We start from the raw sequence: 14,266 nt of genomic DNA, 5'->3' as shown, positions 1-14,266 counted from the left end.
TTTTGTTTGTTTTAAGCGCCGTCATCTCTTGTGGCGACTCTTAGTATATTATCACCATTCGCGTTTCGCGTCAACTCTTTTTTTAAAAGTTTTTTTCGCGATTTGCGATGTGATATTTGCGCTCTGTTAAGCACAAATAGAAATATACCATCTCCCCGGACAACTTGCAAGTATTATTTTAAAAAAATATTGAGCAACGAAAAATTCGTTGCTCAACCTTTATTTCTACTCTTCTGATCCCCTGTTTTTCATTTGTGGGAACAAGAGTACATCACGAATTGACGCTGAATTTGTTAACAACATCACGAGTCGATCAATCCCAATTCCTAGACCGCCTGTAGGTGGCATTCCATACTCTAGTGATTCAAGGAAATCTTCATCTAATGGATGCGCCTCATCGTCACCCATCTCTTTTGCCTTTAACTGATCTTCAAATCGAGCCCGTTGATCAATAGGATCATTTAACTCTGTGAACGCATTAGCATGTTCACGTGCAACAATGAACAATTCAAAGCGGTCCGTAAATCTAGGATCCTCTGCATTCTTTTGAGCGAGTGGTGAAATCGCAAGGGGATGACCGTAGACGAATGTAGGTTGAATAAGCTTTTCTTCAATTAGTTGTTCAAAGAACTCATTTACGACATGTCCAAACGTCATGTAGCTTTCTACATGTACATTATGTTCCTTCGCAAGTTGTCTCGCTTCTTCATCACTTAAATCTGCCAGAAGTTTACGCCTGTCTCTTCTTTAATCAAATCTACCATGTGCACACGACGCCAATTTGGGGTTAAATTAATGACATCTTCACCGTATTGAACTTTCGTTGTGCCGTGCACTTCTTGTGCAATATGAGCAACAAGGTTCTCTGTTAAATTCATGATGTCGTTATAGTCAGCATATGCCTCATACAACTCAATCATCGTAAATTCAGGGTTATGACGCGTTGATACTCCTTCGTTACGGAACACTCGTCCAATTTCATAGACCTTTTCCATTCCACCTACAATGAGGCGCTTCAAATGAAGCTCAATAGCAATTCGCATGTATAATTCCATGTCGAGTGCATTATGGTGCGTGACAAACGGTCGTGCAGAAGCCCCACCTGCAATGCTGTGCATTGTTGGTGTTTCTACTTCTAGGAACCCTTGGTCATCAAGGTATCTACGCATCGTTTGAAGAATTTTACTTCTAGTAATAAAGGTATCCTTTACTTCAGGATTTACAATTAGATCAACGTAGCGCTGACGATAGCGTTGCTCTACATCTTTTAACCCGTGATGCTTGTCCGGAAGGGGGCGTAATGATTTGGACATTAGTGTAAATGTAGTAGCTTTCACTGAAAGCTCCCCAACGTTCGTTTTAAAAGGCACACCAGATACGGCTACAAGATCACCGATATCACACGTCTGGAACTTTTCGTACGCCTCTTCACCTACTTGATCTTTACGCACGTAGATTTGGATTTGACCACGTAAATCTTGAATGTGCGCAAAGCCCGCTTTCCCTTTACCACGCTTTGTCATTAGCCTTCCTGCAATCGTGACCACATGATCACTTTCTAACTCGACTAATTCTTCTTTAGAATACTGGTCGTATTGCGCTTGCATCTCGACCGTATTATGTGTGCGATCTAAACGCGTTCCAAATGGGTTATACTTCTGCTTGCAAACGTTCTAATTTCTCAAGCCTAACGAGTCTTTGGTCTCCTTGTTGTAAATCAGATTCTGTCATGACGTTCATCTCCTTTGTTTAATGCTCCTCTACATACATAAAAACTGCCAGTGAAGACTGACAGTCCGTGCAGACAAAAAACTTCGTCTACTACCTTTGCGAATTTCTTTACTAGCGTTTTATATCCTGTCCGAGCAACTCTTCAACCGATATATCTAATAGATGCGACGCTCGTTCTATGAAGTCTTCTTCTGCGGCCCGCGTCCCACGTTCAATTTCACCAACAACGGAAACCGACATGTGCATTTTATCAGCGAAACTCTGTTGCGTGTAACCTTTCAACTTTCGAAAGGCACGAACTCTTCCACCTGCTTTTGTTGTTTCCATAGAAGTACCCCTTTTCTTAATCTTTCCGGCAAAGCCATGAATAAGTCATGCACCGACGTTTTAAGAGTTGGTATCTGTTCTAAAGGAGCAATTTCTTGTAGTGGAGCGAGCACAAACGCCCGGTCCTCCATACGAGGATGTGGGATACACAACTGTTCCAACTTAATATTCTCATCGTTAAATAATAGAATGTCAAGATCAATTGTTCTCGGACCATTTAAAATCTCACGAGTACGATGAAGTTCTCGTTCAATGCGTTGAAGTTCCAAAAGCAAGTCCATCGGCTGTAGTGTTGTTTCAACTTTACAAACCATATTTAAAAATTGACTTTGATCTAAGTATCCGACCGGTTCAGTTTCATAAATTGAAGAAACTGAACAGATCGCGATCTGTTCATGAACTGCCATTGCCTGTAAAGCACTCTTTAAAAACTCTTCTCTTGGATTAATGTTCGATCCTAAAGCGATATATGCAGTATGTTTCATCTTGACCTCTTCAATTCGATTGCTACAGAATCATAATGGCCGGGAATTGGCGGGTCCGGTTTAATAACTTTTACCGTTACACTTTGAACAATTGCGAAGTCACCGAGTAACGTCTTCGCAATTTCTTCTGCAATTGTTTCTACTAAGTCAAATGTATTCTCTTCAACGACTTGTTTTGTTTTCTCATAAACTTCAGCGTAGTTCACACTATAATTTATATCATCATTTAACGATGCCTTCGTTAAATCTGCTTCTAATACGACATCCACTGCGAAACGTTGACCTAATGTATTTTCTTCTTTATAGACACCATGATAAGCGTAAAACTTCATGCCATTAACAAAGATTTTATCCAACAGGATTCACCTTCCCTTTACCGAGCATCGCATCCATCATCTTAGATGTACGACTCATCTCTTTCACGTCATGGACCGTACAATATGGCAACCTCTTTCAATACCTAAGCTGATTGTAGCGCTTGTCCCTTCTAAACGATCATTGGGTGGCGTTTGAAGTGTATTGGCAATTAAAGACTTCCTTGATGTACCTAGTAAGACAGGAAAGCCTAACGACGTAATAACATCTAAACGTCTCATTAACTCCAAATTCTGCTCATGCGATTTGGCAAACCCAATACCAGGATCAAGAATAATTCGCTCATTTGGCACACCGGCTTGTATACTAACGTCCACACTTTCTAATAAGTCGTCTACCACATCTTGCAAAAAGTCATGATATTCCGCCTGGTTGCGATTATGCGTTAACACAATTGGAACCTCATGTTTTGCTGCAACCGATGCCATTCGCGAATCATACTTCGCACCCCAAATGTCATTAATGATTGCAGCTCCCGCTTTTACCGCAGCTTCAGCTGTAGCCGCTTTATACGTGTCAATGCTTACTGGTACTTCGACTGACGAAGAGATCGCTTCAATAATCGGCACGACACGAGCAATCTCTTCTTCCACACTGACTGGCGTAAACCCCGGACGAGTCGATTCACCACCAACATCAATAATGTCCGCACCATTCTCAACCATTTGCCTCGCTCTTTCGACCGCAGCATCTAGCTTGTTATAGCGCCCACCATCAGAAAATGAGTCAGGGGTGACATTCAAAATTCCCATAATATACGTTTTCTTAGTAAAGTCCAACCGCCACTGACCCCAACTCATCTCTAACTCTTGTATCATGCTTTTCTTCCCTTCTAAATGGATGTTACGACTCGCTCTTGATGCTGTAATAACCATTGTTGCATCATTTGTTTCCCATATGAAGTCATAATGGACTCAGGTGGAATTGCACCCCTTCGGTCGGATGTGTTCGATGGCGAAAGCCATCAATTCTCCTTCCTCAGTACGGGAAGTTGCTATAAGGGAACTTGGTAATGACGCTTCGTCGACCGTTAGTGAATGGTACCTCATAATCTCAGTTCCTTGTGGAATTTCTTTATATAACGACTGATTGTCATGCATCAGCTTCGATGTTTTACCATGCATTAACCTAGGTGCACGTACGACTCGACCACCAAACACTTGCCCAATCGCTTGATGCCCTAAACAAACACCTAAAACAGGAATTTTCCCTGAGAAATGCTCAATTGCAGCCAAACTAATTCCTGCTTGGTCTGGGTCACATGGTCCTGGTGAAATAACGAGGCGATCCGGGTTTAGCTTCTCCATTTCTTGAAGCGTTATTTCATCATTACGGTAAACGTGGCATTCTTCCCCGAGTTCACCAAAATATTGGACTAAATTATACGTAAATGAATCATAATTATCAATCATTAACAACATCTACTCTTCCTCCTCAGCTCAGCTTAACTCAACTATTCTCTTTCTTCTTTTTTAGTTTATCATCTAGCTATAAAAACTAAAGCGACCTCTATAGAAGAGATCGCTTTTCGTTATTAGTCTTCAAATTGATAAAGCGGTGTACTTAAATACCTCTCACCGTTAGAAGGTATAATTGCAACAACCTTCTTACCTTTGCCTAATTTCTTCGCTTCTTCTAGTGCGGCATAGATCGCAGCACCAGATGATATGCCTCCGAGTACTCCTTCTTCCCTTGCAGCACGTCTAGCAAATTCAAACGCTTGCTCGGTTGAAACTTGTGTAATCTCATCATAGATATCTGTGTTTAGAATTGCAGGAACAAAACCAGCCCCAATGCCTTGAATCTTATGTGGCCCTTTCTGTCCTCCTGATAATACTGGTGCGTCTGCCGGTTCAACAGCTACAATTTTTAGGTTCGGGAAGTTTTCTTTAAGAAATCCTCCAGCTCCAGTTATTGTACCGCCTGTTCCAACACCTGCAACAAACGAATCAAGTTTACCGTCAACTTGTTCAAGCAGTTCGCGACCTGTCGTCTCACGATGAACATTTACATTCGCATCATTCTCAAACTGCTGAGGCATAAAATAACCATTTTCATCCGCTAATTCCTGCGCCTTACGAATGGCTCCTCCCATTCCTTCAGGTCCTGGTGTTAGAACAAGTTCTGCACCATATGCTTTTAACAAATTCCGGCGTTCTTGACTCATCGTCTCTGGCATCACGAGCTTCGTGCGGTATCCTTTCGCTGCTGCAACCATCGCTAAGCCGATTCCCGTGTTCCCACTTGTTGGTTCAATGATTGTATCTTGCCCTGGCTTAATCTTACCTTCACGTTCTGCCTTTTCAATCATCGCAAGTCCAATCCGATCTTTTACTGAAGACCCTGGATTGAAATATTCAAGCTTTAGATAAACGTCTGCATCATTTTCCCCAGTTAGGCGGTTGAGCTTTACAAGAGGTGTATTCCCTATTAACTCCGTAACAGAATTCGCAACTCTACTCATTCAGTAGACCTCCTCAAGTTAATCCCAAGTAATTTTATTGGTATTATTAAATATTCTACTGGAACGACTAAATTCTGTCAATTAATATTTTCACTATTCCGCTTCTTGCTTTAGTTCCTCTAAATCCACCTCATTAAACGTGTACACTTCATTGCAAAAATGACATTGTGTCTCTGCACCTTTGTCTTCTTCAATCATCGATTGGATTTCTTCTTTGCCAAGACTTACAATTGCTCTTCCAATCCGTTCTTTTGAGCATTCACACTTAAACTGAACAGGCATCGTTTCCAACACCTTGTAATCATCACCCGTAACCGTCGCAATCATTTGTTCAGGTGTATCACCACGCTCAATCAGCATAGAAACTGGCGGCATGTTGCCAATTTGCTTTTCAAGTCGATCAATAGTTGCGTCATCTGTCCCAGGCATCACTTGTAAAATAAATCCGCCAGCAGCTTTAATGGTGTTATCTGTATCGACTAAAACACCAACTCCAACTGAAGAAGGAATCTGCTCAGACGTTACGAAGTAATACGTAAAATCTTCACCTAGCTCTCCTGAGACAATCGGAGAATGTCCTGTGAATTGTTCTTTCATACCTAAGTTCTTCGTGACCGCAATTGAACCGCTCGTACCGACAGCACGAGCTACATCTAGCTTACCGTGTTGATTGAGTTCAAAGTGCACACTTGGATTATATAAATACCCTCTAGAATTACCATGTGCATCGCTATCAACAATGATCGGACCTAGTGGACCATCGCCTTCAACTTTAAGAGTTACTTTATCTTCACCTTTAAGCATCGAACCCATAATCGTCCCTGCGATCATCGTTCGTCCAAGTGCCGCAGCCGCTGTTGGCAACACATGGTGACGTTGTACGACTTCATTGACCATATTTGTCGTTGTCGCCGCATACACTCTTACTTTTCCATCATATGCTGTTGCCTTCGCTAAATAGTCCGTCATCCTACATTACTCCTTTTATCCTTACAGTATATTTTTATCGTAAATCCGCTTTAATCCTTTTAACGTTAAAAAAGGATCAATAACATCAATTGAAGTTGTCGCCTTTCCAATCAGCCTAGCCAGTCCTCCTGTTGCAATGACCTTAGGCTTTTTACTTCCTCGCTTCGACATTCTCATCACAATTCCGTCTACGAGCCCTGCATAACCATAATAAATACCTGACTGCATCGCATGGACCGTATTTTTCCCGACGATAGATTGAGGTTCTTGAATTTCAATGTGAGGCAATTTGGACGCATGTGTATAAAGGGCATCGGTCGAGATTACAATTCCTGGAGCAATCGCGCCACCTTGATAGCGATCTTTCTCATCGATGTAGCAAAAGGTTGTCGCTGTACCAAAATCAACAATCACCAGAGGACTGCCATGTTCATGTATTCCAGCAACAGCATTTACGATGCGGTCTGCCCCTACATCCTTAGGATTGTCGTAAAGAATGTTCAATCCGGTTTTAATACCCGGTCCAACAACCATGGCTTTCTGATTGAAGTATTTCTCTGTCATATGCTCTAACGTAAACATCAATGACGGCACGACCGAAGAAACAATAACTCCTTTTACTTCAGATGATTGAACACCTTTGTTGTTTAGCATCGTCTGCATAGACATCCCGTATTCATCTTCTGTTCGTTCAAGGGACGTCGTCATTCGCCAATAATGGAGAAGTTCATTATCATCGTATACCCCAAATACAATATGGGTATTCCCAACATCGATTACGAGAATCATCGCTATTTACCCCCTTTTTACAACAAGTCCAACGCACTTAATCGTAACCAATTGCTATCAATTAAACAAACCATTTGCTTTTTAACATAAGAATGAAGGGAGCCTGTAATGGGCTCCCTTCACGTTTAATATCGTTACGATCTACGATCGTCCTTGTGATCTTCTTGATCATCGGTCGGTTCAGACTGCTCTTCTTTACGTTCTTCTTCCGATTCGTCTGTACGTTCCTCTGCTTGTTCAGCTTGATCTACTTGCTCGCTTTCTTCTTCACGATCTTCATCTTGCTTAGAATTGAAGTTCACCTTCACATCGTCAGATTCATTGTCTTTTCGATTGGAATGGTGATTGTCCGGTAATTTACCGTCTTCAACGAGTGAATAAATTTGCTCAGCATCTAGTGTTTCAAGCTCAAGTAAGCTCTCTGCAACTAGCTCAAGCTTATCTTTATTCTCAGTAAGAATTTGTTTACAGCGATCATAACATTCTTTAATGATCGATTGAATCTCACGATCAATCTCAAATGCAATGGCATCGGAGTAATTTTGTTCATTTTGAATGTCGCGACCTAAGAATACTTGGCCTCCACTTGATGAGCCAAATTGTAACGGTCCGAGCTTCTCGCTCATTCCATATTCCGTAACCATCTTACGAGCAATACTTGTTGCTCGTTGGAAATCGTTGTGAGCTCCTGTACTTGCTTCCCCGAAAATAACGTCTTCAGCCACTCTGCCACCAAGTAACCCGACAATCTTATCAAGCAACTCTGGTTTTGTCATGAAGTAACGATCTTCTTTCGGTAACATCATTGCATAGCCGCCTGCTTGCCCACGTGGAACAATCGTCACCTTGTGAACCATATCTGCATTCTGCAGTTTCACACCAACGACGGTGTGTCCCGCTTCATGGAACGCGACGATATTACGTTCTTTCTTCGAGATGACTCTTGTTTTCTTAGCAGGTCCAGCAATTACTCTGTCGATCGCTTCCTCAATATGAATCATGCGAATCTCTGTTTGATCAGCTCTAGCCGCAACGAGCGCTGCTTCATTTAGAAGGTTCTCAAGGTCTGCACCGGAGAATCCTGGTGTTCGTTGAGCAACGACTTCCAAATCTACATCATCGTTTAATGGCTTGTTTTTCGCATGTACAGCAAGAACTTCTGCACGGCCTTTTACGTCTGGAGCTCCTACTGTAATCTGGCGGTCAAAACGTCCTGGACGTAGTAATGCCGGGTCGAGAACGTCGGCACGGTTTGTCGCTGCGATAATGATAATTCCTTCATTACCGTCAAATCCATCCATTTCAACGAGTAGTTGGTTTAACGTTTGCTCACGCTCATCGTGGCCTCCGCCTACACCTGCGCCACGTTGACGACCAACCGCATCGATCTCATCAATAAAGATAATACACGGCGCATTGCTTTTCGCATTGTTAAACAAGTCACGAACACGAGAAGCACCGACACCAACAAACATCTCAACAAAGTCGGAACCACTAATGGAGAAGAAAGGCACTCCTGCCTCACCTGCAACCGCTCGACCGAGTAGAGTCTTACCAGTACCCGGAGGACCAACAAGAAGTACACCTTTAGGAATACGCGCACCAATGTTTGAGAACTTACGAGGGTCTTTTAAGAAATCAACAACCTCTACAAGCTCTTGCTTCTCTTCTTCAGCACCGGCAACATCTTTAAAGCGTGCTTTCTTCTTATCTTCTTGATACATCTTCGCCTTACTCTTACCGAAGTTCATGACTCGGCTACCGCCACCTTGCATTTGGCTAAGTAGGAAGAAGAAGAGAATGAAGATAATAATAAACGGAAGCATCGCTGTTAGGAATTGCAACCAACCACCAGACTCAGGTGCAGGTTCAGAATCACCTGATACGAGGTTAGGATTATTTTCAAATTCGCTAAGTAGCATATCTGTCATTTCTTGAGACTGGAGAACATGAACTTGGAACAAGTTCGGTTCTTCTTCTGTACCTCCAGTGAGTTCACCTTCAATATAGTAAACATCTAGCTCTGGTTGAACAGTCATCGAAACAATTTCATCATTATTTAATGCTTGTAAAAATTCCTGAGTCGTCATAACCTCTGAATCACCGGTGTCATTATTAAACATGTTAACGATACCGACGAGAATCAGGACTATTACACCCCAGAAAATCGTATATCTAACCGCCCGACTCATTCGAGACCTCCTCCCGCATGTCACACAATACAGGTAATATTATCACATTTACTTGAAAAGCCATAATTAAGAGCCTTGATACACCTCAGGTTTCAAAATACCAATATATGGGAGATTGCGATATCGTTCAGCGAAATCAAGACCATATCCTACAACAAATTCATCTGGCACCGTAAATCCAGCTAAATCTGGGACAATGTCTACCTTACGTCCTTCAGGTTTGTCCAATAGCGTTACGATCTTTACAGAATTCGCTCCGCGGTGTCGAAGTAAATTGACAAGATAGCTTAGTGTTAAGCCACTATCAATAATGTCTTCAATAATTAATACGTCACGACCCTCTACAGACGCATCAAGATCTTTTACAATCTTAACTTCTCCAGATGATCGCATTTTATTTCCGTAACTTGAAACATCCATAAAATCAATTTCAACGTGAGTATCAATTGCGCGCGTAAGATCTGCCATAAATGGCAATGCTCCTTTTAGCACTCCGATGAGTAATGGGAACTTACCATCATACTCGTTTGTAATCGTCGTTCCAAGTTCCCGGCACTTTTCACCAATTTGTTCAGCACTAATTAATACCTCTTGTATTTCACTTCTCATGTGAACTAAACACCCTCGTTTCCATACAAAAAATTTCAGAAAAGACCTGCGTCCTTTAATGATCGCTGCAATGTTATTAACACATAGGAATCCGCACGTTCTGTTGTAAAGCGACTTTTCTTTAAAAGCGGTAGCCAAAGAATATTCCCTTGTGAATCCGTAACGACTGGCCATTGATCACGCGCTCTTCTTGTCACTTTCTGATCGATGAAGATTCTATTTAGTTTCTGCCTTCCGTCTAGACCTTTCGGTTCAATAACATCTCCTCGGTTTCTCGTTCTAACAATGAGCGGAAACGATGCGTCCTTCATTGGAATAAAACACTCGCGCTCACTCGCTTGACGTTGTTCCAAGCTTTTCTCAAACGTGAGAATGCCATAAGACGTCGTAATCGCACTTGGAACTTCCTCAACTCTCTGGTTGAGTTCGAGCAAGTCAGTTGGCTCATCTTCTAAAAGAAAACATAACGATTCATAATCCTTTTGCAAATATACCCATTAGGTAAGGCAATCTCTGCAGAGGGAGTCGAGGAGAAAACTAAACGCAAGCAGTCATCAATATGTACTCTTGAAACATAGACAGCTTGGGATTGATATAGATAGTTCAATAGTAAGTGAATCGCCTGTCGTTGTAAAGGAATAGCGTGTTTACGAAATCGTGTCAATGCTACAATCGCTTGCCCTTGCTCATACACCACACAATCACGTAATAGATTTTCCGCTTCTTGAGTGACATATGCACGCAGTTCATCGTATTCTTCCACAAATTGTTGATACGATTGCACGTAACGCTCGTTCTCTTTTTGGATCTCCGGTAAGATACGGCTTCGATAGCGGTTACGCGTATAGCTTTGATCTGCGTTTGAAGCATCCTCAAACCAAGGCACTCTTTCTTCAGATGCGACTGCGACAATTTCTGCTTTCGTTAACCCGAGCAACGGTCTAACAACGACTCCTTCTTCTAACTTTCTTTTGGCTTTAATGCCAATACTTCCACCAACATGCCCTCTTGTAATCTTCATTAGTACCGTTTCAACTTGATCATCACCGTGATGACCCGTCACAAGTGTAGCTGCATTTTCTTTTTGCATCACTTCTGAGAAGAATGCATAGCGTATCGCCCTAGCATCATTTTGAATTGACTTAGAAGAAACGCGATCCCCTTTTAAATCGATACGCTTAGAATAGAACTTTATGTTATGAGCTTCACAATATTGTTCAATCATTAGTCGCTCATCGTCCGATTGCTGTCGTAACCCGTGATGAACGTGCGCAACGATGACACGGTGACTCGTATGATGAATTAACCAATGCAACATTAACATCGAGTCTACCCCACCAGATACGGCAGCGACGACGACTTCGTCATGTTGTAACAATTGATGTCGCTTCACGAAGTTATCGATTTGTTTCATATCGTTGCCCGACTCCTCTACCGATTGAGAAAATAGAAAGTGCAAAGGCTAGTCCGCCTGCAATTGCACCTGCTTGCAATAAAGTTCCTGCTCCTTGAGACAGTCCTTCGATGTAATCACCTTGAACGAAGGCAAGCATCGTTTCATAAGCTCGGCCACCGGGCACGAGCGGAATAATTCCTGGAATCGTAAACGTTGTAACCGGTACTCTTTTCTTCCTCGCTGCAAAATGGCTAATTAACGCGGATGAACGCCGCAACCGCGGCTGCTGGAACAGGACCAACACCAGTGATTGGCAATAGACTATAAACAGACCATGAAAGCATTCCAATGAGTCCAATCATCCATAACAATCGATAAGGAATGTTGAAAATTATGGCAAAGGCAATTGTTGCAATGCCACAAATGATTAGCTCCCAAACCATAACACTCGCTCCTTATCTATAAAAATAACGAAACTGCCGTCGCAACACCAGCCGCAATGGAAAGTGAAGTTAATGCGGCTTCCGCTCCCCGTGCAAGACCTGATATTAAATCACCCGCCATAAGGTCACGAACGGAGTTCGTTAAAGGAACCCCAGGAACAAGCGGAATTAATGATCCGATAATAATCTGGTCAATGTTCGTCCCAAATCCACTATGAACAAGGATTAACGCCGTTACTCCTCCAAAAAATGCCGCTAAGTATTCAGAGAAGAACTTTGCCTGTAAATAATGTTGAAAAAGCACTAAAGCAAGCGTCGACACAAGCCCACCAATTGAAGCTGGGATCATATCAAACAGTGAATCACCAATAAGGTATGAAAATGCACCACCACCGATAGCTGAAGCAATGTAAATCAACCATAACGGATAGTTCATCGGTTGCTTCTCAACCCTCTTAAGTTCTTGCCTTGCATCTGTGATTGACATACGACCAGCGACGAACTCTCTTGATATGTGATTGACTTCCGTTACCTTACTAAGGTCTTGAAAACGGTCAACAATCCGAATCATTTGCATAATATCATCATCGTCTTCTAATACACCGGATAAGAAAATGCCCGTCGTTGTCACAAAGCTATTCACATTGTCCATTCCACCAGCAATGGCCATTCGCTTCATTGTGTCCTCAACCCGATAGGTTTCCGCACCATACATGAGCATCAACTTACCCGCAAGTAGACACAAATCAATTAATTTGTCCTTTTTTGTGGTCATGTATCTTCGTCCTTTTATCGGGCTTTAAATCATCTGTCCTACCAAGTATAAGACAGAAGTGATTAAGAGAAAAGCGATGACTAGCACAAGATCTACAATGCCGACGAGCGCCGGCTGTTTTTGTGCCTTTTTCCTCATTTTCTTTCTTCTTTTTGGCCTAGCTGATTGATCAACTTTCCTATGACGATCTTCTCGTTTTGCAATAAATTTCATTAGATCTGTACGTGCAGCTTCTGCATCTTGAAACGAACCTTGGACCATTTTTTTTAACCAATGTCGATAAGGACGTAGCTGTTCATTTCGCTCTAAACAAGTCATTAACGTTTGCTTTCCGTCATTGCCTTTTTCAAAACGTTTCTTTTCGATGAGATGGATAAAAATCATACCCGCTGCAAATAAATCGTATTGTTCGTCTGCTTTTCGGTCGCCAATCCCCCAATACCCTCGATCGTAAAACTCCGTATATTCTTTAATCGCCCGGCCTTTTATTGTCGTTCCACCAACATCTAACCAACGTACTCGGTACGGTGGGCCAGTAATGAGCAAGTTCTCAGGCTTTAAATCACCAAAAACCCAGCCAGCGCGATGCAAGCGTGATAAATCACCCAGCAATTGCACCATAAATACAGGCGCCCATTCGTTGCCATGTTCTTTTAGATGATCAAAAACAGGCACACCTTGTAAATACTCCATCACATAAAATGGATGCTTTTGGCCTCTTACAATACAATCATCCGTATCGATAAAAGAAGGTCCAAGTATTTGTCCTTGGACCTTCCCAAAATGCTTTAGTACATTCACCTCAGACGTAATCGACATACTGTTATGCCCGATCTTTAATGCGACTTTTCCATATTTCGAATCAGCGAGGTAAACGATCCCAGTTGCACCGCGTCCTAAAGGCTTTAGAATATGATAAACATTGCGGTTCCATTTCCCGAGCAATTTCGTTCCCCTCGGAAAGTTAGGAGCCTCGTTCCTCGAGTTCATATTCGTCTTCTCCATAAGAGATCATGCTCCTTCTTTTCCGAGACTGAAATTGTTGAATTGCCGCTTGAATCGCAGGCCCTGTCGGTGTAATGCCACCAACTGATATTTTATCGAATAAACCGCTCAACCCTGTAATGCCAGATGTCCAACCTTTAATAATGTCTGTATCGTTTCGCTTGCCTGGGAAAGTGAGCAACGTGTAGTAGTTGCTTCCCCCCCTAGAATCCATTGATATAGACAAATCGACAAGCGCTTCTTGTACAGTGCGTAATTTATTTCTCATACTTGCACTGGCGTCCACAAGAATGACGACTTCAAAATCGACACGTTCACCAAGATCATCAACGACTTCCATCACTTCTCCACGTTTCTCTGGAGAAAGGTCGTCCCATTCTTGTTCTCTCCCAAGAATTTGGGACAACTCTTTATTAACGACCCCTTGTAGTGTTTGTGTCATCGCTTGTCTTGTTACCATCTGGACAGTTTTGGCGAGTTGTTTCATGTAAACAACTTGACTAATACCTCCACCAGCAGTCGCAATCTTATCAATTTCATCATAAGCTTCTTCGTTTAACGACCCTTCTTCAAGAACACCTATCACATTGACCGTTATGTTTTCTTCACGTGCAAGAGCCGCGATTGCAGCTGGATCACCGCCATCATTTGAACAACCATCGGTTAACAATAGAATCTGTTTTAGCGTTCCTTTACTCATGGCTTA

At 42.3% G+C, this 14,266-nt stretch carries 15 protein-coding genes and 3 pseudogenes; all 18 read right to left on the bottom strand.

Annotated features, from left to right (window positions below; translation table 11 throughout):
- Positions 1-225: 225 nt before the first annotated feature.
- A pseudogene (gene lysS, locus JCM19038_RS18185) lies at positions 226-1,740 on the bottom strand (lysine--tRNA ligase).
- A gap of 102 nt (positions 1,741-1,842) precedes the next feature.
- Positions 1,843-2,058, bottom strand: a complete 216-nt coding sequence (locus tag JCM19038_RS18180; RefSeq protein ID WP_042361400.1) for a helix-turn-helix domain-containing protein — start codon at positions 2,056-2,058, stop codon at positions 1,843-1,845.
- Positions 2,010-2,543 carry a 2-amino-4-hydroxy-6-hydroxymethyldihydropteridine diphosphokinase gene (gene folK / locus JCM19038_RS18175; RefSeq protein ID WP_042420675.1) on the bottom strand — a complete coding sequence of 178 codons (534 nt, stop codon included), beginning with the start codon at positions 2,541-2,543 and terminating at the stop codon, positions 2,010-2,012. Before folK ends, JCM19038_RS18180 begins: the two co-directional genes overlap by 49 nt.
- Entirely contained in the window at positions 2,540-2,899 is a 360-nt protein-coding gene (folB, locus tag JCM19038_RS18170; protein WP_042420673.1) for a dihydroneopterin aldolase, read from the bottom strand. Before folB ends, folK begins: the two co-directional genes overlap by 4 nt.
- A pseudogene (gene folP / locus JCM19038_RS18165) lies at positions 2,892-3,736 on the bottom strand (dihydropteroate synthase). Before folP ends, folB begins: the two are co-directional and overlap by 8 nt.
- Before the next feature lie 14 nt (positions 3,737-3,750).
- Positions 3,751-4,339, bottom strand: a pseudogene (locus JCM19038_RS18160) (aminodeoxychorismate/anthranilate synthase component II).
- A 113-nt stretch (positions 4,340-4,452) separates the two neighbouring features.
- Positions 4,453-5,382 carry a cysteine synthase A gene (cysK, locus tag JCM19038_RS18155; protein WP_042361002.1) on the bottom strand — a complete coding sequence of 310 codons (930 nt, stop codon included), beginning with the start codon at positions 5,380-5,382 and terminating at the stop codon, positions 4,453-4,455.
- Positions 5,383-5,475: 93 nt separating this feature from the next.
- Entirely contained in the window at positions 5,476-6,351 is an 876-nt protein-coding gene (gene hslO / locus JCM19038_RS18150; protein ID WP_042420671.1) for an Hsp33 family molecular chaperone HslO, read from the bottom strand.
- Between the two features lie 21 nt (positions 6,352-6,372).
- A complete protein-coding gene (locus tag JCM19038_RS18145) occupies positions 6,373-7,140 on the bottom strand; it encodes a type III pantothenate kinase (protein ID WP_042420669.1) in 768 nt (255 codons plus the stop codon).
- Positions 7,141-7,274: 134 nt separating this feature from the next.
- Positions 7,275-9,332, bottom strand: coding sequence for an ATP-dependent zinc metalloprotease FtsH (ftsH, locus tag JCM19038_RS18140; RefSeq protein ID WP_042420666.1), 2,058 nt, complete (start codon positions 9,330-9,332; stop codon positions 7,275-7,277).
- Between the two features lie 66 nt (positions 9,333-9,398).
- A complete protein-coding gene (gene hpt, locus JCM19038_RS18135) occupies positions 9,399-9,941 on the bottom strand; it encodes a hypoxanthine phosphoribosyltransferase (RefSeq protein WP_042420665.1) in 543 nt (180 codons plus the stop codon).
- Positions 9,942-9,976: 35 nt separating this feature from the next.
- Positions 9,977-10,375 (bottom strand): tRNA lysidine(34) synthetase TilS, encoded by a 399-nt coding sequence (gene tilS / locus JCM19038_RS18130; protein WP_152549509.1) that lies wholly within the window; start codon positions 10,373-10,375, stop codon positions 9,977-9,979.
- Positions 10,376-10,392: 17 nt separating this feature from the next.
- Entirely contained in the window at positions 10,393-11,355 is a 963-nt protein-coding gene (gene tilS / locus JCM19038_RS18125; protein ID WP_042420661.1) for a tRNA lysidine(34) synthetase TilS, read from the bottom strand.
- A complete protein-coding gene (locus tag JCM19038_RS25185; protein ID WP_307190064.1) occupies positions 11,339-11,614 on the bottom strand; it encodes a threonine/serine exporter family protein in 276 nt (91 codons plus the stop codon). Before JCM19038_RS25185 ends, tilS (JCM19038_RS18125) begins: the two co-directional genes overlap by 17 nt.
- The gene (locus tag JCM19038_RS25180; RefSeq protein WP_307190063.1) at positions 11,589-11,780 is read right to left on the bottom strand and encodes a threonine/serine exporter family protein; all 192 of its coding nucleotides are present in this window, start codon (positions 11,778-11,780) and stop codon (positions 11,589-11,591) included. Before JCM19038_RS25180 ends, JCM19038_RS25185 begins: the two co-directional genes overlap by 26 nt.
- Before the next feature lie 16 nt (positions 11,781-11,796).
- Positions 11,797-12,555 carry a threonine/serine exporter family protein gene (locus JCM19038_RS18115; RefSeq protein WP_042420659.1) on the bottom strand — a complete coding sequence of 253 codons (759 nt, stop codon included), beginning with the start codon at positions 12,553-12,555 and terminating at the stop codon, positions 11,797-11,799.
- A 24-nt stretch (positions 12,556-12,579) separates the two neighbouring features.
- The gene (locus JCM19038_RS18110; RefSeq protein ID WP_042420657.1) at positions 12,580-13,560 is read right to left on the bottom strand and encodes a hypothetical protein; all 981 of its coding nucleotides are present in this window, start codon (positions 13,558-13,560) and stop codon (positions 12,580-12,582) included.
- Entirely contained in the window at positions 13,520-14,260 is a 741-nt protein-coding gene (locus tag JCM19038_RS18105; protein WP_042420655.1) for a VWA domain-containing protein, read from the bottom strand. The genes JCM19038_RS18110 and JCM19038_RS18105 overlap by 41 nt, the downstream gene beginning before the upstream one ends.
- Positions 14,261-14,266: the final 6 nt, after the last annotated feature.

It is taken from the genome of Geomicrobium sp. JCM 19038, from assembly GCF_000698125.1.
GTDB lineage: Bacteria > Bacillota > Bacilli > Bacillales > Marinococcaceae > Geomicrobium_A.
Note: the sequence above shows the minus strand (reverse complement) of the source record. Positions and strands in the feature narration are given on the sequence as shown.